This window comes from Streptomyces sp. NPDC004752, assembly GCF_053601275.1.
In genome coordinates this window covers 39,228-60,229 of sequence record NZ_JBSGBN010000005.1, presented here as the reverse complement: position 1 = coordinate 60,229, position 21,002 = coordinate 39,228, and the positions used below count along the sequence as shown (strand labels likewise).

General features: G+C 70.9%; 16 protein-coding genes and 1 riboswitch. Of the genes, 10 read left to right on the top strand and 6 right to left on the bottom strand.

The window, feature by feature from the left end:
- The first annotated feature begins 2 nt into the window (after positions 1–2).
- Together ACWEKM_RS03700 and nuoN are read left to right on the top strand one after the other, a co-directional pair.
- Positions 3–1,613: an NADH-quinone oxidoreductase subunit M gene (locus tag ACWEKM_RS03700; RefSeq protein ID WP_451619520.1), complete on the top strand. Its 1,611-nt coding sequence runs from the start codon at positions 3–5 to the stop codon at positions 1,611–1,613.
- Positions 1,610–3,259: an NADH-quinone oxidoreductase subunit NuoN gene (gene nuoN, locus ACWEKM_RS03695; RefSeq protein WP_451619519.1), complete on the top strand. Its 1,650-nt coding sequence runs from the start codon at positions 1,610–1,612 to the stop codon at positions 3,257–3,259. Before ACWEKM_RS03700 ends, nuoN begins: the two co-directional genes overlap by 4 nt.
- Before the next feature lie 76 nt (positions 3,260–3,335).
- Here the strand turns inward: nuoN and ACWEKM_RS03690 are convergent, their stop codons facing one another.
- Complete coding sequence (locus ACWEKM_RS03690; RefSeq protein WP_451619518.1) at positions 3,336–3,938, bottom strand: Uma2 family endonuclease; 603 nt, start codon at positions 3,936–3,938, stop codon at positions 3,336–3,338.
- A 199-nt stretch (positions 3,939–4,137) separates the two neighbouring features.
- Here ACWEKM_RS03690 and recQ point away from each other — a divergent pair, with 199 nt between their 5' ends.
- A complete protein-coding gene (gene recQ / locus ACWEKM_RS03685; RefSeq protein ID WP_451619592.1) occupies positions 4,138–6,168 on the top strand; it encodes a DNA helicase RecQ in 2,031 nt (676 codons plus the stop codon).
- Between the two features lie 118 nt (positions 6,169–6,286).
- Here the strand turns inward: recQ and ACWEKM_RS03680 are convergent, their stop codons facing one another.
- Both ACWEKM_RS03680 and fahA read right to left on the bottom strand, forming a co-directional pair.
- The gene (locus ACWEKM_RS03680) at positions 6,287–7,225 is read right to left on the bottom strand and encodes a M56 family metallopeptidase (protein ID WP_451619517.1); all 939 of its coding nucleotides are present in this window, start codon (positions 7,223–7,225) and stop codon (positions 6,287–6,289) included.
- 241 nt (positions 7,226–7,466) lie between these two features.
- Entirely contained in the window at positions 7,467–8,687 is a 1,221-nt protein-coding gene (gene fahA / locus ACWEKM_RS03675) for a fumarylacetoacetase (RefSeq protein WP_451619591.1), read from the bottom strand.
- Between the two features lie 233 nt (positions 8,688–8,920).
- Between fahA and ACWEKM_RS03670 the strand changes: the two genes are divergently transcribed.
- Both ACWEKM_RS03670 and ACWEKM_RS03665 read left to right on the top strand, forming a co-directional pair.
- Positions 8,921–10,168, top strand: coding sequence for a carboxylate--amine ligase (locus ACWEKM_RS03670; protein WP_451619516.1), 1,248 nt, complete (start codon positions 8,921–8,923; stop codon positions 10,166–10,168).
- Between the two features lie 25 nt (positions 10,169–10,193).
- Positions 10,194–11,390, top strand: coding sequence for an NAD(P)-binding domain-containing protein (locus ACWEKM_RS03665; protein WP_451619515.1), 1,197 nt, complete (start codon positions 10,194–10,196; stop codon positions 11,388–11,390).
- A 165-nt stretch (positions 11,391–11,555) separates the two neighbouring features.
- On the opposite strand, the gene ACWEKM_RS03660 is transcribed toward ACWEKM_RS03665, so the two are convergent.
- Positions 11,556–12,215 carry a hypothetical protein gene (locus ACWEKM_RS03660; RefSeq protein ID WP_451619514.1) on the bottom strand — a complete coding sequence of 220 codons (660 nt, stop codon included), beginning with the start codon at positions 12,213–12,215 and terminating at the stop codon, positions 11,556–11,558.
- Positions 12,216–12,456: 241 nt separating this feature from the next.
- Here ACWEKM_RS03660 and ACWEKM_RS03655 point away from each other — a divergent pair, with 241 nt between their 5' ends.
- Positions 12,457–13,263: an HAD family hydrolase gene (locus ACWEKM_RS03655; RefSeq protein ID WP_451619513.1), complete on the top strand. Its 807-nt coding sequence runs from the start codon at positions 12,457–12,459 to the stop codon at positions 13,261–13,263.
- Between the two features lie 8 nt (positions 13,264–13,271).
- Here the strand turns inward: ACWEKM_RS03655 and ACWEKM_RS03650 are convergent, their stop codons facing one another.
- A complete protein-coding gene (locus ACWEKM_RS03650) occupies positions 13,272–13,763 on the bottom strand; it encodes a transglycosylase SLT domain-containing protein (RefSeq protein WP_451619512.1) in 492 nt (163 codons plus the stop codon).
- 3 nt (positions 13,764–13,766) lie between these two features.
- A riboswitch (cyclic di-AMP (ydaO/yuaA leader) is annotated at positions 13,767–13,951 on the bottom strand.
- Positions 13,952–15,652: 1,701 nt separating this feature from the next.
- On the opposite strand from ACWEKM_RS03650, the gene ACWEKM_RS03645 reads away from it, so the two are divergent.
- From ACWEKM_RS03645 to ACWEKM_RS03630, 4 genes are all read left to right on the top strand, one after another.
- Positions 15,653–16,663 carry a polyprenyl synthetase family protein gene (locus ACWEKM_RS03645; RefSeq protein WP_451619511.1) on the top strand — a complete coding sequence of 337 codons (1,011 nt, stop codon included), beginning with the start codon at positions 15,653–15,655 and terminating at the stop codon, positions 16,661–16,663.
- A 507-nt stretch (positions 16,664–17,170) separates the two neighbouring features.
- Positions 17,171–18,376 carry a LolA family protein gene (locus ACWEKM_RS03640; RefSeq protein ID WP_451619510.1) on the top strand — a complete coding sequence of 402 codons (1,206 nt, stop codon included), beginning with the start codon at positions 17,171–17,173 and terminating at the stop codon, positions 18,374–18,376.
- 33 nt (positions 18,377–18,409) lie between these two features.
- A complete protein-coding gene (locus ACWEKM_RS03635; protein ID WP_451619509.1) occupies positions 18,410–19,396 on the top strand; it encodes an ABC transporter ATP-binding protein in 987 nt (328 codons plus the stop codon).
- The gene (locus ACWEKM_RS03630) at positions 19,383–20,303 is read left to right on the top strand and encodes an ABC transporter permease (protein WP_451619508.1); all 921 of its coding nucleotides are present in this window, start codon (positions 19,383–19,385) and stop codon (positions 20,301–20,303) included. Before ACWEKM_RS03635 ends, ACWEKM_RS03630 begins: the two co-directional genes overlap by 14 nt.
- On the opposite strand, the gene ACWEKM_RS03625 is transcribed toward ACWEKM_RS03630, so the two are convergent.
- Entirely contained in the window at positions 20,293–20,928 is a 636-nt protein-coding gene (locus ACWEKM_RS03625; RefSeq protein WP_451619507.1) for a flavodoxin family protein, read from the bottom strand. The two genes, ACWEKM_RS03630 and ACWEKM_RS03625, sit on opposite strands and share 11 nt — an antisense overlap.
- Positions 20,929–21,002 lie beyond the last annotated feature (74 nt).

Genomic DNA, 21,002 nt, shown 5'->3' with positions numbered 1-21,002 from the left:
CGATGTCCTTTCCCCTGCTGACAGCGACGGCGGTGCTCCCGGCCGTCGGGGCGGTCGCCACGGCTGCCGTACCGGCCGCGCGGCGCACCGCCGCCAAGTGGCTGGCGCTGCTGGTCTCGCTCGCCACGCTCGTCCTGGCGATCGTCGTCCTGGTCCGCTTCGACCCGGGCGGCGATCGCTACCAGCTCACCGAGTCCCACGCCTGGATCACGGCCTTCGGGGTCAGGTACGAGCTGGGCGTGGACGGCATCGCGGTCGCTCTCATCGCGCTGACCGCGCTGCTGATCCCGTTCATCATCCTCGCGGGCTGGCACGACGCCGACCCTTCCCCAAGCTCTCAACTCCGTTCGAGCAGGGGAGGCCCCAAGGACACCGGCCCCTATCACTGGCGGCCGACCCAGGGCTTCTTCGCCCTGATCCTGGCCGTCGAGGCGATGGTGATCATCTCCTTCGAGGCCACCGACGTCTTTGTCTTCTACATCTTCTTCGAAGCCATGCTGATCCCGATGTACTTCCTCATCGGTGGCTTCGGGGACCGTGCCCATGAGCACGGCGAGAAGGCGGCGGCGACGCAGCGGTCGTACGCGGCGGTGAAGTTCCTGCTCTACAACCTGGTCGGCGGTCTGATCATGCTGGCCGCGGTGATCGGGCTCTACGTGGTCGCCGGGAACTTCAGCCTCCAGGAGATCGCGCAGGCGCGGGCCAACGGCTCGCTGCACATGGCGACCAGCACCGAGCGCTGGCTGTTCCTGGGTTTCTTCTTCGCGTTCGCGGTGAAGGCGCCCCTGTGGCCGCTGCACACCTGGCTGCCCAACGCCATGGGAGAGGCCACCGCACCCGTCGCCGTTCTCATCACCGCGGTCGTCGACAAGGTGGGCACCTTCGCGATGCTCCGCTTCTGCCTCCAGCTGTTCCCGGAGGCGAGCAAGTGGGCGACGCCGGTCATCCTCGTCCTGGCCCTGATCAGCATCATCTACGGGGCGCTGCTCGCCGTGGGCCAGCGCGACATCAAGCGGCTGGTGGCCTACGCGTCGATCTCGCACTTCGGCTTCATCATCATGGGCATCTTCGCGATGACCAGCCAGGGCCAGTCCGGCGCCACGCTGTACATGGTCAACCACGGCATCTCCACGGCCGCGCTGATGCTGGTCGCGGGCTTCCTGATCTCCCGGCGCGGGTCGCGGCTCATCGCGGACTACGGCGGGGTCCAGAAGGTGGCCCCCGTGCTCGCGGGCACGTTCCTGATCGGCGGCCTGGCGACCCTGTCGCTGCCGGGCCTGGCGCCCTTCGTGAGCGAGTTCCTGGTCCTGGTCGGCACGTTCACGCGCTATCCGGCGATCGGCATCATCGCCACCTTCGGCATCGTCCTCGCCGCGCTCTACACCCTCGTGCTGTACCAGCGGACGATGACGGGCCCGGTGAAGGCCGAGGTTGCCAAGATGCCCGACTTGCGGGTGCGTGAGCTCGTGGTGGTGGCCCCGCTCGTCGTGCTGCTGATCTTCCTGGGCGTCTACCCGAAGCCCGTCACGGACATCGTCAATCCGGCGGTCAAACAGACCATGTCCGACGTACACAAGACCGACCCCAAGCCCGAGGTGGAGGCGGCCAAGTGAGCGCAGTAGCCGTCCACAGCCTGTGGACAACAGCGGCCGACCCGATCTCGAAGATCGACGCGCCGAAGATCGAGTATGGACAGCTGTCGCCGACCCTGATCATTGTCGGTGCGGCGATCGTCGGGGTGCTGATCGAGGCGTTCCTGCCGCGCAGGTCCCGTTACTACGCCCAGGTGTTCGTGTCCGTCGTGGCGCTGTGCGCCGCCTTCGCCGCGGTGGTCGCGCTCGCGGCCGACGGGTACGGCACGACGAAGGCGCACATCGCGGCGATGGGCGCGATCGCCGTCGATGGGCCGTCGCTGTTCCTGCAGGGCACCATCCTGCTGGCCGGTCTGGTCGGCCTGTTCACCTTCGCCGAGCGCCGCCTGGACCCGGAGGCGCACGGCAACCGGGTCGACTCGTTCGCCGCGCAGGCCGCGTCCGTGCCGGGCAGCGACAGTGAGAAGGCCGCCGTGAAGGCCGGGTTCACCACCACCGAGGTGTTCCCGCTGCTGATGTTCGCGGTCGCCGGCATGCTGGTCTTCCCCTCGGCGAACGACCTGCTGACCCTGTTCATCGCCCTGGAGGTCTTCTCCCTCCCGCTCTACCTGCTGTGCGCGCTCGCCCGCCGCAAGCGCCTGATGTCGCAGGAGGCCGCGGTCAAGTACTTCCTGCTCGGCGCGTTCGCCTCCGCGTTCACGCTGTTCGGCATCGCGCTGCTGTACGGCTACGCGGGTTCGGTGTCGTACGCGACGATCGCGCAGGTCGTCGACGGCACGGTCACCAGCGTCGACCCGGTCCTGGCCAACACGATGGGCAACGACGCGCTGCTGCTGATCGGCGGCGCGATGGTCGTGATGGGCCTGCTGTTCAAGGTGGGCGCGGTGCCGTTCCACATGTGGACGCCGGACGTCTACCAGGGCGCACCGACCCCGGTGACCGGCTTCATGGCGGCGGCCACCAAGGTGGCGGCGTTCGGCGCGCTGCTGCGCCTGCTCTACGTCGTCCTGCCCGGTCTGCGCTGGGACTGGCGGCCGGTCATGTGGGCGGTCGCGATCGTCACCATGCTGGGCGGCGCGATCGTCGCGATCACCCAGACCGACATCAAGCGGCTGCTGGCGTATTCGTCGATTGCGCACGCGGGCTTCATCCTCGCCGGTGTCATCGCGACGTCGAAGGACGGCGTCTCCTCCGTCCTCTTCTACCTGGCCGCGTACTCCTTCGTGACGATCGGCGCGTTCGCCGTCGTCACCCTGGTGCGCGATGCGGGCGGCGAGGCGACGCACCTGTCCAGGTGGGCCGGGCTCGGCCGGCGTTCGCCGCTGGTCGCGGCCGTGTTCGCGGTGTTCCTGCTGGCCTTCGCGGGCATTCCGCTGACGTCCGGGTTCGCCGGGAAGTTCGCCGTGTTCAAGGCGGCGGCGGAGGGCGGCGCGGTTCCGCTGGTGGTCATCGGTGTGATCTCGTCGGCTATCGCGGCGTTCTTCTACATCCGCGTGATCGTGCTGATGTTCTTCAGCGAGCCCCGGCCGGAGGGCCCGACCGTCGCGGTGCCCTCGCCGCTGACGATGGCGGCGATCGGCATCGGCGTCGCCGTCACGGTGGTGCTCGGCGTGGCACCGCAGTACTTCCTGGACCTGGCGAACCAGGCGGGCGTCTTCGTGCGCTGACGCGTCGCGTCGCGTGCGGTACACGACGGCCCGGCACCGCCTCGCGGTGCCGGGCCGTCGTCCGTCTCGCGCCGGGCTACTGCGGCGCGGTGCGGCGCGTCCTGATCTGGGTGAGGTCCAGGTCCACGGGGAAGGGAACGTCCATCTTCATCCGCTCGCGGAAGATCCCCACGCTGGTGTACGTGCCGGTCGTCGGCTCCAGTTCGAAGGCGTGCACGGCGGCACGGCCCTGTTCGTTCTCGACCCGCCAGTAGTGGGGGATCTTCGCCCGGGCGTACTTGACGGGCTTGGTCACGCGGTCGCGGGAGACGGAGTCGTTGGAGACGACCTCGATGGCCAGGACGACTGCGTCCACCGGGAAGCGGGTCTGGTCCGCGTCCTCGACCACGTCCCCGCGCACGACGACCACGTCCGGTTCGGGACGGTTCTGCCGGTCGATGTCGATGGTGAACTCCCGGAACACCTCGAAATCCGCTGGCGCCAGAGACTGGAGCTGCCACTTGAAGTAGTCGATGGCACGCTCGTGAAAGATGGTCTGCGGACTCACGAAGACCAGGCTCCCGTCGATCAATTCCGTGTGCGGAGGAAGATTCGGAAGCCGGTCCAGGTCGTCGGCGGTCCAGCCGCCCTCCGGCGGCATCGGCCAGTTGGACTCGGACGCCTTCGGTGCGACGCTCATCAGTGCTCCCATGGGACGGAGTCTCGCCGGTTCAATCAGACTATCGGCCGGAAACGGGCAGGTCTCCTGCAAACGTGTGAACGACAGTCGTGTCCATGACGCAGTGTGAAGCCGGAGCCTGTGGATAACTCCGGGGCTGTCGGTCCGGGCCCCTATCGTGGAGGCAGTGGTCGAGGGACGACGTACGGGGGACACGGCGATGGGTGCGACGGGCGGGATCAGCGAGATGCCAGGGGTGACCGACAGCGAGGCGCTGGCCACGCTGCACCGGGTCTTCGGATACGAGGCGTTCCGGGGCGAGCAGGAAGCGATCATCGAGCATGCGGTGGCGGGCGGCGACGCGGTCGTCCTCATGCCGACCGGCGGCGGCAAGTCGCTGTGCTACCAGATCCCGGCCCTGGTCAGACCCGGTACGGGCGTCGTGGTCTCGCCGCTGATCGCGCTGATGCAGGACCAGGTGGACGCGCTGCGCGCGCTCGGTGTGCGCGCGGGGTTCGTCAACTCCACACAGGACTTCGACGAGCGGCGCATGGTCGAGGCGGAGTTCCTGGCGGGTGAGCTGGACCTGCTGTACCTCGCCCCGGAGCGGCTGCGCCTGGACTCCACCCTCGACCTGCTCTCCCGCGGCAAGATCTCCGTCTTCGCGATCGACGAGGCGCACTGTGTGTCCCAGTGGGGCCACGACTTCCGGCCCGACTACCTCGCCCTGTCCCTGCTCGGCGAGCGCTGGCCGGACGTCCCGCGGATCGCGCTGACCGCGACGGCCACGCGCGCCACCCACGAGGAGATCACCCGTCGGCTGAACATGCCGTCGGCCCGGCACTTCGTGGCCAGCTTCGACCGGCCCAACATCCAGTACCGGATCGTGCCCAAGGCCGACCCCAAGAAGCAACTGCTCGCCTTCCTGCGCGAGGAGCACGCGGGGGACGCGGGCATCGTGTACTGCCTGTCGCGCAACTCGGTGGAGAAGACGGCCGAGTTCCTGAGCCGCAACGGCGTCGAGGCGGTGCCTTACCACGCGGGCCTGGACGCGGGCACGCGCGCGGCGCACCAGTCCCGGTTCCTGCGGGAGGACGGCCTGGTCGTGGTGGCGACCATCGCCTTCGGTATGGGCATCGACAAGCCGGACGTGCGGTTCGTCGCCCATCTCGACCTGCCCAAGTCCATCGAGGGCTACTACCAGGAGACGGGCCGCGCGGGTCGCGACGGGCTCCCCTCCACGGCCTGGATGGCCTACGGGCTCAACGACGTCATACAGCAGCGCAAGCTGGTCCAGTCCGGCGAGGGCGACGAGGCGTTCCGCCGCCGGGCCGCCGCCCACCTGGAGTCGATGCTCGCGCTGTGCGAGACGGCCACCTGCCGCCGCGGCCAGCTGCTCGTCTACTTCGGCCAGGATCCCGATCCGGCGGGCTGCGGCAACTGCGACACCTGCCGCACCCCACCCGAGACCTGGGACGGTACGGTCGCCGCCCAGAAGGTGCTGTCGACGATCGTGCGGCTGCAGCGGGAGCGCGGGCAGAAGTTCGGCGCAGTGCAGATCGTGGACATCCTGCTCGGCAAGCGCACGGCGAAGGTGATCCAGTTCGACCACGATCAGCTGTCCGTCTTCGGCATCGGAGAGGAGCTGACCGAGGGCGAGTGGCGGGGTGTCGTCCGGCAGCTGCTGGCCCAGGGGCTGCTCGCGGTCGAGGGGGAGTACGGCACGCTGGTGCTGTCCGAGGGGAGCGGCTCGGTGTTGCGGGGTGACCGGGCGGTGCCGCTGCGCAAGGAGCCGAAGAAGCAGGCCGCGGCGCGCACGACGTCTTCCGCGTCCGGCCGGGGCGACCGCAAGCCCAGGGCGGCCGCGGCCGAGCTGCCCGAGGAACTGCTCCCCGCCTTCGAGGCGCTGCGTGCCTGGCGCGCCGAGCAGGCCCGTGAGCAGGGCGTTCCGGCCTATGTCATCTTCCATGACGCGACCCTGCGGGAGATCATCACCAGATGGCCCGGCTCGGTGCGGGACCTCGGCACGGTGAGCGGCGTCGGCGAGAAGAAACTGGCGACCTACGGGGAGGGCGTGATCGGGGTGCTGTCCTCGCTCGGCGCTGCGACCGCGGCCGACCCGAGCGCCACCGCGCCCTCCGCTGCGCCCCCGGCCGCGGCGGGTGGTGTGGCGGGTGGTGTGGCGACGGACGACGGCGGCTGGCCCGACCAGGATGCCGAGCCCGAACCCGAGCCGGACGACTGGGTGTAGGGCCTCGGGCGGCGGTAGCCGCCATCCGCCGCTGATGCGGATGCTCCGGGGCCGGAGGCCGCGCCGACGCCGGAGACGCTGCCCGGGCCCACAGTCCAGGCCATGGATCGAGGACGCGTCAGGACAGGGCGGTCAGCCCCGGGGCGAAGGTGATCAGCAGCGGCAGCAGGGGCACCAGCGCGGCCACCGTCGTCGTCAGGGCCCGGTGCCTGCGCAGCAGCCGGGGCGGGGGCTCCAACAGGCGGTCCACGCGCTCACCCAGCAGGCGTCGGCTGGAGGCGCAGGACAGGACCCCGCGGTGCTGGTTCAGTTCGATCAGGGCGAGGGCCGTGGTGAGGTGGCCGCAGCGGCGCGACGCGGTGTCGTCGGCGGCCAGCTCGACCAGCCGGTGGGTCTGGTCGCAGAAGTGGGCGAACAGCGGGACCCGGGGAAAGCCGGTGGCCAGCGCGCTGGACAGGTGCAGCAGCCAGCCGTGGTGGGCGCGGGCGTGGCCGCGCTCGTGGGTGAGGACGGCGTCCAGCTGGTGGTCGGTGAGACGGTGCAGCGCACCGGTGGTGACGACCAGCTGCGGCGGATGGCCCGGCATCCACCAGGCGTCGGGGTACTCGTCCTCCAGCACCAGCATGGGCCCGCGCGCCGTGGGTAGCCCCGTCGGCAGATCGGGGGCGCGTTCGCGCAGGTGCGCGCGGGTCTGGCCGCGGCGTCGGCGCGCCTCGGCCAACTCGCGGGCGAGCATCGCCGTCGTCCATGCGGCACCGCACGCCAGCAGCACGGTGAGGGCGACGGCCCAGACGGGGGCGGTGGAGAGGTCGTAGGCGGCGGTGACGGCCGGTGGAGCGGGGGCGAAGACCTGGTCGCGCACGGTGTGGAAGACGGCGGCGGCACCCAGGGTCAGCGCGGCCAGGCAGCACAGCAGCACGGTGGCGACCAGACACTGCCACACCCACAGCGCGACCACGGGTTCCCGCTCGGGCCAGACGGCCCGGGTCAGCGCGCGGGGCGCCGGCCCGGCGGTCGCCAGGGCGACGACGCTCAGCAGGAGCAGGCAGACGGTCATGCCAGGGGGCTCCGGTCCTGGTCGGAGGAAGGGCGGGTGTCGGGTGGTGCGCGGAAGTCGGTGCATCGGGTGGTGCGGTGTCTCGCCCGCCAGTATGACGGCGACGGGCGGCAGGGGTAAGGAGTCGCGGCCGAACCGGGCCCGGGCCGGCCCCTGCCCGGCCCCCGCCCGGCCGCAGGCCGCCGGGACGGGACGGGATGGGACGGCCGATATCGGGTGGAGCGCAGGTCAGACGCGCGCGTCAGACGCGCGCGACGATTCGGCCGGTGACGTCGCCCAGTCCCACCCGGGCCCCGCCGGGGCCCGGCGCCCAGGCCGACAGCGTCACCACGTCCCCGTCCTCCAGGAAGGCCCGCTTGCCGTCGGGGAGTTCGAGCGGATCCCGTCCGTTCCAGGTCAGTTCGAGGAGCGAGCCGCGCTGGTCCGGCTCCGGCCCGCTCACCGTTCCCGACCCGTACAGGTCGCCGGTGCGCAGCGAGGCGCCGTTCACCGTCAGGTGCGCCAACTGCTGCGCAGCGGTCCAGTACATGGTGGAGAACGGCGGCTCGGCGACCACATGACCGTTGACGGCGACGGTGATCCGCAGGTCGTAGCCGCCGGGCTCGTCGCCGGAGCCGGAGTCGTCGAGGTAGGGCAACAGGGGGTGGGTCCGCGGCGGCGGTGCCACCCGGGCGTCCTCCAGGGCCTCCAGCGGGGTGATCCACGCCGACACGGAGGTGGCGAAGGACTTGCCGAGGAACGGACCGAGGGGGACGTACTCCCATGCCTGGATGTCCCGCGCGGACCAGTCGTTGAGGAGGCACAGCCCGAAGACGTGCTCCCGGAAGTCGCCGAGCGCCACCGGTTCGCCCTGCGCGGACGGCACACCGACCACGAAACCGACCTCGGCCTCGATGTCCAGCCGGATCGAGGGACCGAAGACCGGTGCCGGGTCGGCCGGGGCCTTGCGCTGGCCCGACGGCCGCACGACATCGGTGCCGGACACCACGACCGTGCCGGAGCGGCCGTGGTAGCCGATCGGCAGGTGCATCCAGTTCGGGGGCAGCGAGTCCGCGGCGTCGGGGCGGAAGATCCGGCCGACGTTTCGGGCGTGGTGTTCGGAGGAGTAGAAGTCGACGTAGTCGGCGACCTCGAAGGGAAGGTGCAGTGTCACCGACGACAGGGGGTGGAAGAGCGGTTCGATCGTCTCCCGGTGCGAGGGGACCGTCAGCCACGCCGTCAGCGCGCGCCGCACGTCCGACCAGGCCGTGCGACCCGCCGCGAGCAGTGGGCCGAGGGTGGGCCGCGCGAGCAGGGAGACATACGGCGAGCCGAGCGCGGCGGCTGCGGCACCCGCGTCGAGCACATGGTCGCCGAGCCGGACACCGACCCGCCGCTCCTGGCTGCCGACGGGCGAGAACACGCCATACGGAAGGTTGTGCGGACCGAAGGGATCGCTCTCGGGGACGTCGAAGGGGGACATGGGTGCCGCCTCGCTCTCATCCGTGCCGTGCATGGCCATGCGTTCCATGGGTCGCGGCACACGTTACGGGTGAGTTGCCTCCCTGGGCAGTGTCTAAAGAGTTCGCAATGTCCAAATAGGCCCTGTTGTCGGAGGGTGCAATTCCGGCTTAGCGTCCTTTGAGGGACACGGACGGGGTGGGTCCGGTCCGGAGGGGACACGTGGGGGGACCCGTGGCCAGGAATGCCGTCAGCGTGCCTTTCCGGGCGGACCGTGAAGTGCCCGGCCTGATCGTCAAGTTCGGCGACTACCCCTTGCACCACGGCGGCGTCGGAGCGATCCGCAGCCTGGGCCGACTGGGCGTCCCCATGTATGCGATCACCGAGGACCGTTACACGCCCGCGGCCTCCTCCCGCTATCTGGAGCGCGCCTTCGTCTGGCCGACGAGCGGCGCGGAGGAACCGGCTTACCTGGTGGAGGGCCTGCTGCGGGTCGGCCGGCGCATCGGTCGGCCCGCCGTCCTCATTCCCACCGACGAGGAGGCGGCCGTCCTGATCGCCGAGCACCAGGACGCGCTGGCCGACCGGTTCCTCTTCCCGCGTGTCGAGCCCGGCCTGCCCCGCCGCCTGGCCAGCAAGCAGGGGCTGCACGAACTGTGCGTGGCGCACGGGGTATCCAGCCCGGTGGCGGCCTTCCCACGGTCGTACGACGAGATCGTGGAGTTCGCCGACAAGGCCCGCTTCCCGGTGGTGGCCAAGAACCGCGAGGCGTTCGTACGGCGCAGACGACCCGCCGTGAACGGCACGACGAAGATCGCCACCCGAGCCGGTCTGCTCGCCCTTGCGCGTGACTGGGGTGAGCACCCGGGCGTCATCCTCCAGGAGTATCTGCCGCGCGAGGAAGCCGAGGACTGGATCGTGCACGCCTGCTTCGCCGCGGACTCCACGCCGCTCGCCCTGTTCACGGGCGTCAAGGTGCGTTCGTGGCCGCCGCACGCGGGCATGACGGCGCACGCGTACGTCGTCGACAACCCGGAACTCGCCGACCTCGCCGCGCGTTTCATCAAGCAGATCGGCTTCAGCGGCATCGTCGACCTCGACCTGCGCTTCGACCGGCGCGACGGACGCTACAAACTCCTCGACTTCAACCCCCGTGTGGGCGCCCAGTTCCGGCTCTTCGAGAGCGAGTCGGGGGTGGACGTCGTACGCGCCATGCACCTGGACCTGACCGGCCGTCGCGTACCGGCGGGGGAGCAGCGCGCCGGTCGCCGGTACGTGGTGGAGAACATCGACCTGCCCGCCCTCCTCGCCTACCGCCGCAGCGGCTACACGACGCCGCATGCGCCCAACCGGCCGAGCGGTACGGAGCTGGCCTGGTTCGCGGGTGACGACCCGCTGCCGTTCCTCACGATGCTCGCGCGCTTCGTCCGGCCGGGCGCCAAGCACCTCTATCAGCTGTGGCGGACCAACCGCCGCGGCGGCACCACCAGCGCCACGAAGTAGGCGTCACGTCCTGGGGAGGGACTTCGTGATCCAACCGGTAGCAGTCATCGGTGCCGGGCCCTTCGGCCTGTCCACCGCTGCCCACATCAGGGCGCGCGGCATCCCCGTGCGCGTCTTCGGCGACCCCATGGTGAGCTGGCGCGACCACATGCCTGCCGGAATGCTCCTCAAGTCGACCCCGGCGGCCTCCACCATCGACGCCCCACGGCCCGGCCACACCCTGGTCGACTACTGCGCCGCCGCGGGCATACCCCGGCTGGTCACCGACGAGGACATCGTCCCCGTAGAGACGTTCATCTCCTACGGTGAGTGGTTCCAGCGGGAGCTGGTGCCGGACCTGGAGCGGGTCCGGGTCGTCTCGGTCGACCGGCGCTTGGGCGGCGGTTTCGACGTCAAGCTGAACTCGGGCGAGTTGTTCCCGGCCCGCGCGGTCGTGATCGCCACGGGACTGTCGGGCCTGTCCCATCTGCCCCCGGAGCTGGCCGCCGCCGCGGCGGAGGGCCCCGCCCCGACGGGCCCGGTGTCGCACAGCTCGCAGCACCACGACCTCACCCGCTTCGCCGGCAAGGAGCTGATCGTCGTCGGCGCCGGGCAGTCCGCGCTGGAGACCGCGGCGCTGGCGGCCGAGGCGGGCGCACGCGTGCGCGTGGTCGCGCGGCACCGCGTCGGCTTCGGCGCCCCGCCGTGGCACCAGCCGCGGCTGCGCCCCGAGTCGCCGTTCGGCCGCGCCTGGTCGCTGTGGGCCCTCAGCCACTACCCGCACCCCTACCGCTACCTCCCCGCTCACACCCGGCACTACCTGGTCCGCCGGGTGCTCGGCCCGCTCGGTGCCTGGTGGCTGCGGGACCGCTTCGAGGGCAAGGTGCGAGTCGAGGCGATCGACCGCGTCATGGGCGCGGAGGCCTCCGACGGCACACCGGTCCTCACGGTCCGCACCCGCACGGGAGCCACCGGCCGGCTGCTCGCCGACCATGTCATCGCGGCGACCGGCTATCGCGTCGACATCGGTGCGATGGGCTTCCTGAGCCACGGAGTCCGCAGTCGGCTCGCCGTCAGCCGGGGCACTCCGAAACTCGGCCCGGGCTATGTCTCCTCGGTCCCCGGCCTCTACTTCACCGGCCTGCCCGCCGCGGCCTCCTACGGCCCGGTAATGCGCTTCGTGTGCGGTACCGAGTTCGCCTCGCCGCGCCTGACGAAACACCTCGTGGCGGCACACGGCTGAGACCCGTGCCGCACCGGACCAGCACCGGACCCGGGCCCACCGGACGAGCGCCGCACGGACCCGTGCCGCACCGGACGTGCGCACCGCACCGGATGACCGGACCGCCGCGGGCGACCGCGCCGGGCCGGATGACCGCACTGGCCCGGACGACTGTGCCGCGCCCGACTACGCCGTCTGCTGCCACTCCAGGAAGTCCTCGATCAGGTCCGGGGGATTGGCGGCCTCGGTGGCCTCGATCTCCCAGCCCGGGCAGTCCATGTCGAAGACGACCACAGGCAGCGGGCGGCCGAACAGCTTCTCCACCCGGCCGGTGGCGTGCAGGGCACGGGCGAGGTCGATGCAGGCGTCCGCGAAGTGGAGGCGCAGGAGGTCACGCCGGGCGTCCGCCTCGTCCGCATCGTCGGCCTCGCACGCCTTGTCGGCCTTGCACACCTCGTCGTCGTCCGGGACGTCCCCGATATCTCCGTCGGACCACAGGCCGAGCCGCTTGACCTCCTCGGCGTACAGCGGGGCGCCGGCCGGGTCCTCGGGGACGTTGCCGAGCGTCTCGAAGCCGTCGAGGAGCCAGCAGGCGTAGTTCCAGCGGGCCTCGCCCGGGTCGTTTTGGTGTCTCTCCCGCCGGTACTGCGACTCGGTGTTGTACCCGATGGCCACGTAGGGGCGGCGGCTGTCGTAGTCGATGCGCCAGATCCGGAAGGACAGGGCGTAGATCTCGGGTCTCAGCTCCGCCGGAAAGCGCTCCAGGATGCCGGTCGCGGCCTCCAACAGATGCGCCCGGAAGTCCGGCCGGACTTCTGCCCTTACCCCCGTCACCGGACTCGTCATTCCCGTCACCGGGCTCCTCGCCGCTCCCGTCATCGCCCCCACCCCCGCTGCGTCGGCACACCGGCCCTGGTGACCGGTCCCGAACGACCGTCACCCCAGTGACCACAACCTAGCGTTCACCACTGACAGTCAGGACCTGACCGGTGGCCGGGGGCGGTGGCCGGGGGCCGAAGGCCGGAGGAACACAAGGCGTTGGCAAGAGCGGTGAGTCCAGGCGGCCTGCTGTCCGTATTCTCTGGTCATGGCCGCTCCTCCCGCATATTCACTCGTCGCCACCGACCTGGACGGAACGCTGCTGCGCGGCGACGACACCCTCTCCGACCGGTCCCTCGCCGCGCTCGCGCGTGTGGCACGGGCCGGCGCCCGGCACCTGGTGGTCACGGGGCGCCCGGCGCCACGGGTGCGGCCCCTGCTCGACACCTTGGGCGGCGGGGGGCTCGCGGTGTGCGGACAGGGCGCTCAGTTGTACGACGCCGGCACGGACCGCCTGCTGTGGTCGGTCACCCTGGACCGGGAGTTGGCCGAGACCGCGCTCGGCAAGATCGAGGCCGAGGTCGGGCAGGTGTACGCGGCCGTCGACCAGGACGGGGTGAGCGGGCTCACGCTCATCGAGCCCGGGTATCTGATGCCGCATCCGACCCTGCCCGCCGTCCGCGTCGAGCGGCGCGACGATCTGTGGTGTGCGCCCATCAGCAAGGTGCTGCTGCGCCACCCCGCCCTGTCCGACGACGAGTTGGCGGTGACGGCGCGCTCGGTCGTGGGCTCCCTGACGACCGTCACCATGTCGGGGCCCGGGACCGTCGAGCTTCAGCCGTGCGGCATCACCAAGGCCACCGGTCTGGCGCTGGCCGCCGAGCACCTCCGGCTGGCCCCCGAGCGGGCCGTCGCCTTCGGTGACATGCCGAACGACATCCCGATGTTCGACTGGGCCGCCCACGGGGTGGCGATGGCCGGCGCCCACCCCGAACTCAAGGCGATGGCCGACGAGATCACCTTGTCGAACGAGGACGACGGCGTGGCCGTCGTCCTCGAAAGACTGTTTCCGTGAAGGGTGCGTCAGTAGGCGCCGAAGACGTTGTCGATCGAGCCGTAGCGCTTGGCGGCGTAGTTGCAGGCGGCCGTGATGTTGGCGACCGGGTCGTAGATGTCGTACGACGTGCCTGCCACGTGGTAGGCGTTGAACGTGGGGTCGATCACCTGGAGCAGGCCCTTGGACGGTATGCCCTTCCGGGCGTTGGAGTCCCAGAGGTTGATGGCCCGCGGGTTGCCCGAGGACTCGCGCATGATGTTGCGGTGGATGCCGTTGTAGGTCCCTGGGATGTGCTTCTCCGCCATGATCGCGAGCGACTCGCGGATCCAGCCGTCGAGGTTGTTCGGGTACCCGGCGAGTGTCGTGGCGGTCGTCGCCACGGTCCCGGGAGTGGCCGCGTGGGCGCCGGTGGCGCCGAGGAGCGGCAGGGCGAGCAGCGCGGCGCCGGTGCCGGCCACGGCGAGGGTGCGAGCGAGGCGGTTGATGCGGGGACGGCGGTTCTGAGCGGCAGCAGACATGGCGATGTTCCTCTCCGGCGCCTACGAGGTGAGCTGTCGGGTTCGGGCGGGGGAGATGCCCGGCCGGGCCGCCGAAAGGCGACTCGACTTCACCCCTAGCCGGTCCGGCCGGCTGTGCCGTCCGGACCGGCGATCTACCTGGGTCCCCCGTTCCTGCCGTGCGAAATATGGTTCGTCGATGGGTCATGACGGGTGGCGGCAGGATTCGGCGTCCACCCGACTGGCCCGGAAGCTATGCGACCGCACATGTCGGAAACAAGTGGTGGATTCACATCTCATACCGATTGACGTGCGATTGAGACGTATGAGTCGCTTGATCCTTTGCGATTGCCAAGCATCAACTGGGCATCGGGGGAGGGGTGGTGAGGGTTGTGGGCGGGGTGTCGCACGATGGTAAAGGGTGACTCAAGTCACTCCCCCTGAAGGTCAAGTACATTCGGCATCAAGGGGAATTGAAATACCAATAGCGGCAAATCGGGCACTTCGCCCCCATGGGGCGCGGAATTCGTTTTTCGCTCGGAGTGGGAGTGGGAGAGGGAGTGGGAGTGGGAGTGGGCCAACAGTGGATCGTTCCCGGCGCTCGTGTACGTCTTCGATGCGTCCTCGGCCCACTCCACACCGTCCGGGTACGCGCGCGTGCCCCCGCCGCACGGGGCGAGCTCCACCCGCCACTCGTCCTCGGTGGCGTCTCGTACCACCAGCCGCCTCGGGTGTGGCTCGTCCAGCGTGACGGACTCGCCCGCGCGCAGCGGCTCGGCCTGCGGGGCTCCCCGAAGACGGCCATCGGGGCCGACGTCACCGCCCGCACCGGGAGTTCGCGCGAGCTGCCGCGAAGGCGTGGCCGGCGCCGCCCAGTTCGGCGGTCGCATCCTCCGTGTCGCCCGGTGGCCAAGGGGTCGCCTTCTTGCGGCCGGGCGGCGCCGTGGCCGACCGGGCGGAAGCGGCCCGCGTCCACGCGGGTGGGCAGAGGTGGGCGCGCCAGGGCCGGGGCACTCTGGAGGCCGTACGCGACGCTCGTCACGTTGGGGACGGCCAGGCGGGCTCGCCGACCCCGCGGGCCTGGGGGCCGGTCCGGTCCGGTCCGGGGTCGCGGGCGGGAGTCGGCGACGTACGCGCGCAGGAGTGGCTCGGACGCCACCGGGCGCGTGTCGGCCGCGCCGTGAGGCGAGCCGGACGTGGAGCCGTCGGGAGGGCCGGAGGCGGAGCCGTGGGAAGAACCGGACGGCGACCCGCCCGCCTAGCCGGTGTCGCCGGTCAGGGCCTCCAGACGCGTCGTCCAGACGGCCTGCCAGGAGTCGTCGGCGTACCGCGGGTCGGGTCGGGCGGGACGGCGGCGGTGGTGAGTGCCGCGGCGGAACGGGCGTGCAGGCGGGCCGCGAGAACCGAGCCCCCGGGGCCGGACCCTTCGTTCTCGTGCCGGTCGTCGGTGCAGCCGTGTCCCGCGTACCAGGGGTGCCGCTGGGCGTCGCGCGCTGCGGTCCGGTCGGTGCGGCGGTCCGGGGTGTACTCAAGGAGGGGCCGGTACGGGGCGGTCCGTCAGGGGGCGCCACACGCGCGCGTACAGCCGCGTCCCGTCGGCGAGGGCGACCCAGAGGTCCGTGTGATCCGGGTGAGCGGTTTCGTGAGGGAAGGATGTGACGTACGGATGTGCATGAGCGACGTTCCGGAGCATTGGCGGGGCAAAAGGTGTCATATCTCCTTGAGTGGCCGAATGTCGGGTTGTATCAGGGGATGGGCAATATGCCGGTCGTGATCCGATACCACCCGGCCTGGACGGTGGGCGCTATCGGTGATCGAAACCTGACCGGATACGCTGACTTGAGTGATGGCAGCGACCTATCGACAAACCGTGTAATCGCCAGCAGGCAGCAGCAGACAGGAGACCCCTCGTGACCGTCGTCGGGCCGTTCGGGCTGAGCGTGCGGGACCAGGCTCTCGAAGCCGATGTCCAGGCCGGATTGGCGGCTGTCGAGGAAGGCTTGCTCGAAGCCACCAAGAGCGAGGTGCCGTTCATCACGGGGGCCGCGCAGCACCTGGTGCGGGCGGGCGGCAAGCGGTTCCGCCCGCTGCTCGTGATGCTCGCCGCGCAGTTCGGTGACCCGTACGCGCCCGGGGTCGTGCCGTCGGCCGTGGTGGTGGAGCTGACCCACTTGGCGACGCTGTACCACGACGACGTGATGGACGAGGCTGCCGTACGACGCGGGGTGGACAGCGCGAACACCCGCTGGGGCAACTCGGTCGCGGTCCTGACCGGCGACTTCCTGTTCGCCCGCGCCTCGCAGATCCTCGCCGACCTCGGTCCCGAGGCGGTCCGGGTGCAGGCCGTCGCGTTCGAGAGGCTGGTCACCGGGCAGATCCTGGAGACGGCCGGGCCCTCGGACGGCCGGGACCCGGTCGAGCACTACCTGGACGTGCTCGCCGGCAAGACGGGCTCGCTGGTCGCGGTGTCGTGCCGGTTCGGGGCGATGATGTCCGGCGCCGACGACACAGTCGTGGATGTGCTCACGCAGTACGGCGAGCGGCTGGGCGTCGCCTTCCAGCTCGCCGACGACGTCCTGGACATCGCGTCGGACTCCGATGAGTCCGGCAAGACCCCGGGCACGGACCTGCGGGAGGGCGTCCCCACGCTGCCCGTGCTGCGGCTGCGGGAGCGGGCGGCCCGGCTGGGGCTGCCCGAGGACCTCGCGCTGTGCGAGCTGCTGGACTCCGACCTGTCCGACGACGGACGGCACGCGCAGGCGCTGGCCGCCCTCCGCGCGCACCCGGCACTGGAGCAGGCCCGGCGGGACACCGTGCGGTACGCGAAGGAGGCGCGGGCGGCGCTGGCCCCACTGCCCGAGAGCGACGCGAAGACGGCCCTGCTGGAGCTGTGCGACGCGGTCGTGCACCGGGCGGGATAGCCACCGGGCAGGCACTCACCGGGCGAGGCGTCGACCGGGCAGGCGACCACCGAGCAGGCGACCACCGAGCAGGCGACCACCGGGCGGGATGGCCCGCCCCGGCCACCGCTCCCGGCACCTGGACCGCCCGTCCGACCCGCCGCCCGTCCCGTCCGTCTCGCCCGTCCTGCCCCTGGGCGTTCGCCTTTCCCGGCCGCCCGCCCCTCCCTGTCGTACGGTCGGCTCCACCCTCGGCCGCCACACTGTTCGACCCCCGTTGACCTGGGAAGCAGCCGGGGACGCAGCCCATTACCCCTACGGGTCGGGGGAGGTGCCTCTTCCGCGTGTCATACCGGAGGTGTACGTGGAGTTGCATCCGCGGGGTGACGCATCCGCACGGCGGATTTGGTCAGATGGAAGCCACGGAAAACACCACTCCTCACCGATTCGGGTGAGAATGGCGGCTCAGGGTGGGAACAGTGCATCGGTGCGTAGAAGGCCGCCGCCGACGACGGAGGTAAGCCACACATGGCACGGTACGAATCCGCTGACAACTCGGGCGCCGAGGAGGCCGAGGGCCTGCGCTCCGGCCGGCGCAAAGCCGCTCGGTACGTCGTCCCGGTAGCGGTCGTGGGGGTGACGGCCGCGACCATCGGGCTGGTCCCGGCACTCGCCGACTCCGGTGACCCCAGTCTGCCGAAGATCACCGCACAGCAGCTCATAGAGAAGATCGCCAAGTCGGACGTCGAGCAGTTGTCCGGCACGGTGAAGGTCAGCGCCGACCTGGGGCTCCCGAACCTGGGCGGTCTGGAGAACAGCCTGGCCTCGGGCATCGCCCCGTCCGGCGACGGATCCTCGGCCGACCCGACGTCCAAGCTCACCGAGCTGGTCTCCGGCACGCACACCCTGCGCGTCGCCGCCGACGGCCCGGACAGGCAGAAGCTGTCACTGATCGAGAGCGCGGCCGAATACAGCCTCATCCACAACGGCAAGGACGTATGGGGCTACGACAGCAAGTCGAATCAGGTCTACCACGGCACCTCGGCCGAGGACGGCGCGGAGCACAAGGACGAGGCTCCGGCCACGCCCAAGGACTTCGCCGACGAGGCCCTGAAGTCCGTCGACGACACCACGTCCGTGACCGTCGACGGCACCATGCGAGTCGCCGGCCGGGACGCCTACAAGCTGCTCGTCAAGCCGAAGCAGTCCGGCACCACGGTCGGCGCCATCAGCATCGCGGTGGACGCGAAGACCGGTATGCCGCTGAAGTTCACGCTGACCCCGGCGAGCGGCGGCGCGGCGGTCGTCGACGCGGGCTTCACCCAGGTCAGTTTCGCCAAGCCGGCCGCCTCGACCTTCGGCTTCACCCCGCCGAAGGGCGCCAAGGTCACCGAGGAGGACAAGCTCGCCGAGGCCCCGGAGTCCAAGTCCGGCCACGACCTCGCCAAGGGCCACGAGGGCCAGGGAACCGAGGGCTACGAGGTGCTCGGCAAGGGCTGGAACTCGATCGCCACCTTCGACTCGGGTGAGAAGGGTGGCCTGCCGTCCGGTTCCGCCGGCGGCGACCTGGGCGGCTTCCTCGGCTCGCTCGGCGACCAGGTGAGCGGCAAGTTCGGCAAGGGCACGGTGTTCTCCACCCGTCTGGTCAACGCCCTGATCACGGACGACGGCAAGGTGTACGTCGGCGCCGTGACCAAGGACGCCCTGCTGAAGGCGGCGGACTCGGGGCGGTAAGTACCCTGCGGGCACGAAGAATCGAGGGAGCCGATGGACGAACCGTCCGCCACGGGGCGGCAGACGGCGCGGGTGCCGGAGGACGCGGGGCCGAGCGTCATCGACACCCGCGGCCTCACCAAGCGCTACCGCGGCGGACAGCTCGCCGTCGACGGTCTCGACCTGACCGTCCCGGCGGGCAGCGTCTTCGGCTTCCTCGGTCCGAACGGCTCTGGCAAGACCACCACCATCCGCATGCTGATGGGCCTCATCGAGCCCACCTCCGGCACCGCGCGGGTGCTCGGGAGGCCCATGCCCCGCTCGGCGCGCGCGGTGCTGCCGCAGGTGGGCGCGCTCATCGAGGGCCCCGCCCTGTACGGCTTCCTCTCCGGCCGGGACAACCTCGTACGCTACGACGCCGCCGATCCGACCGCCGACCCGCGCACCCGGCGCGCCCGGGTCACCGCCGCCCTGGACCGGGTCGGCCTGGCCGCCGCCGCGGGCAAGAAGGCGAGGGCGTACTCGCTGGGCATGAAGCAGCGCCTCGGGCTGGCCGCAGCGCTGCTCCAGCCGCGTCGGCTCCTCGTCCTGGACGAGCCGACCAACGGGCTCGACCCGCAGGGCATGCGGGAGATCCGTTCCCTGGTCAGGGAGTTGGCGTCCGACGGCACGACCGTCTTCCTCTCCTCCCATCTGCTCGACGAGATCGAGCAGGTGTGCACCCACGCGGCGGTGATGGCGCAGGGCCGGCTCATCACCCAGGGCGCGGTCGCGGACCTGGCCGCCGGGGCGCGCGGCCGGCTGGTCGTGACCACGCCGGACACCGGGGACGCGGCCCGGGTGCTGAAGGAGCGGGGCGTGGGCGACGTCGTGGTCACCGAGGACCGGGTGACCGCGGAGCCCCCGGAAGGGGAACTCGCCGACCTGAACGCCGCGCTGGTGTCGGCCGGAGTCCGGGTCCGCGGCTTCGGGGTCGAGCGGGCATCACTGGAGGACGCGTTCGTGGCACTGACCGGAGAGGGCTTCGATGTCGCAGGTTGACGCCGGGGTGGACAGGGCCGCAGCCGCGGCGTCGACGGCCGGGCCCGGGGCCGGACGCGCCCCGAACCCGCTGTGGACCTTCGGACTCCTGCGCAGTGAGTTGGTCACCACCTTCCGGCGCTGGCGCACGCTCGCGCTGCTGGGCGTGCTGGCGGCGGTGCCGATCCTGGTCGGCATCGCGGTCAAGATCGAGACGCGGGACGGCTCGTCGGTCGGCGGCGGCGGCGGCGGCGAGGGGCCGGCCTTCATCGCGCAGATCACCAACAACGGCCTGTTCCTGGTGTTCACCGCGCTGGCCGCGACGCTCCCGTTCTTCCTGCCGATGGCGATCGGGGTCGTCGCGGGCGACGCGATCGCCGGCGAGGCCAACGCAGGAACCCTGCGCTATCTCCTGGTCGCTCCGGCGGGCCGCACCCGCCTGCTGTTCACCAAATACGCGACGACGATGGCGTTCTGCCTGGTGGCCACGCTGGTGGTGGCGGTCTCGGCGCTGGCCATGGGGGCGCTGCTGTTCCCGCTGGGCGATCTGACGACCATCTCCGGCACGCAGATCGGCTTCACCGAAGGTCTGGCGCGTGCGCTGCTGATCGCTCTGGTCGTGGCCGCGTCGCTGATAGGCATCGCCGCCCTGGGCCTGTTCGTCTCCACCCTGAGCAACAGCGGGATCGCGGCGATGGCGACCACGGTGGGGCTGCTGATCACCGTGCAGATCCTCGACCAGATTCCGCAACTGCACGCGCTCCAGCCGTACTTCTTCTCGCACTACTGGCTGTCCTTCGCCGACCTGATGCGTGACCCGGTCTACTGGGACGACCTGGTCAGGAACCTGGGGCTGCAGGCGCTGTACGCGGTGGTGTTCGGTTCGGCGGCCTGGGCGCGGTTCACGGCGAAGGACATCACCGCGTAAGGGTGCCCTCCTCCCCGGACCGGGACGGCTGGACGGCCGCGGCCGTCTCGTACGGGAAGCGCGCGAGCGGCGCCTCCCGTACGAAGAAGGTCTTCGCGCGCGCCAGCGCCTCCGCGTCCTTGAGTACGTCGCCGGGCGCGCTGCCGCTGCCGAGCAGGACGCCGCCGAAGCGCATCTTCAGATACGCGGCCGAGTTGTTGAGCGTGCCGACCAGCGGGGCGGCGACGTCGGGTTCGCGGTCCGCGAGCGCGGTGACGCCCCAGAGCGTGCGGCCCGCCAGGGTCGCCTTGAAGTCGACTCCCGGGGTGCGCAGCCAGCCCGACCAGTGGTCCAGGTAGCGCTTGGTCGGGCCGGACACCGAGTACCAGTACAGCGGCGAGGCGATCACGATGTCCGTGGCGGCGAGCGTGGCGTCCAGGAGTCGGCCCACGGCGGTGTCGGAGAGCGGCCGCACATGGTCGGTGTCATGGCGCAGGTCCGTGAACTCCGGCAGCGGGTGGTCGACCAGGCGGATCCACTCCTGTTCGACGTCCATGGACAACTGCTCGGCGGCCCTGCGGGCCAGCAGTTCGGTGTTGCCGTCGAGACGGGTACTGCCCAGCACGAACAGGAAACGGCGGGTCATCGGTCCCCCCCAAATGGTCTGCATACGAGGAATACAAGACTGCGCATCATATGCGCGCGCAAGTAAATCCGCGA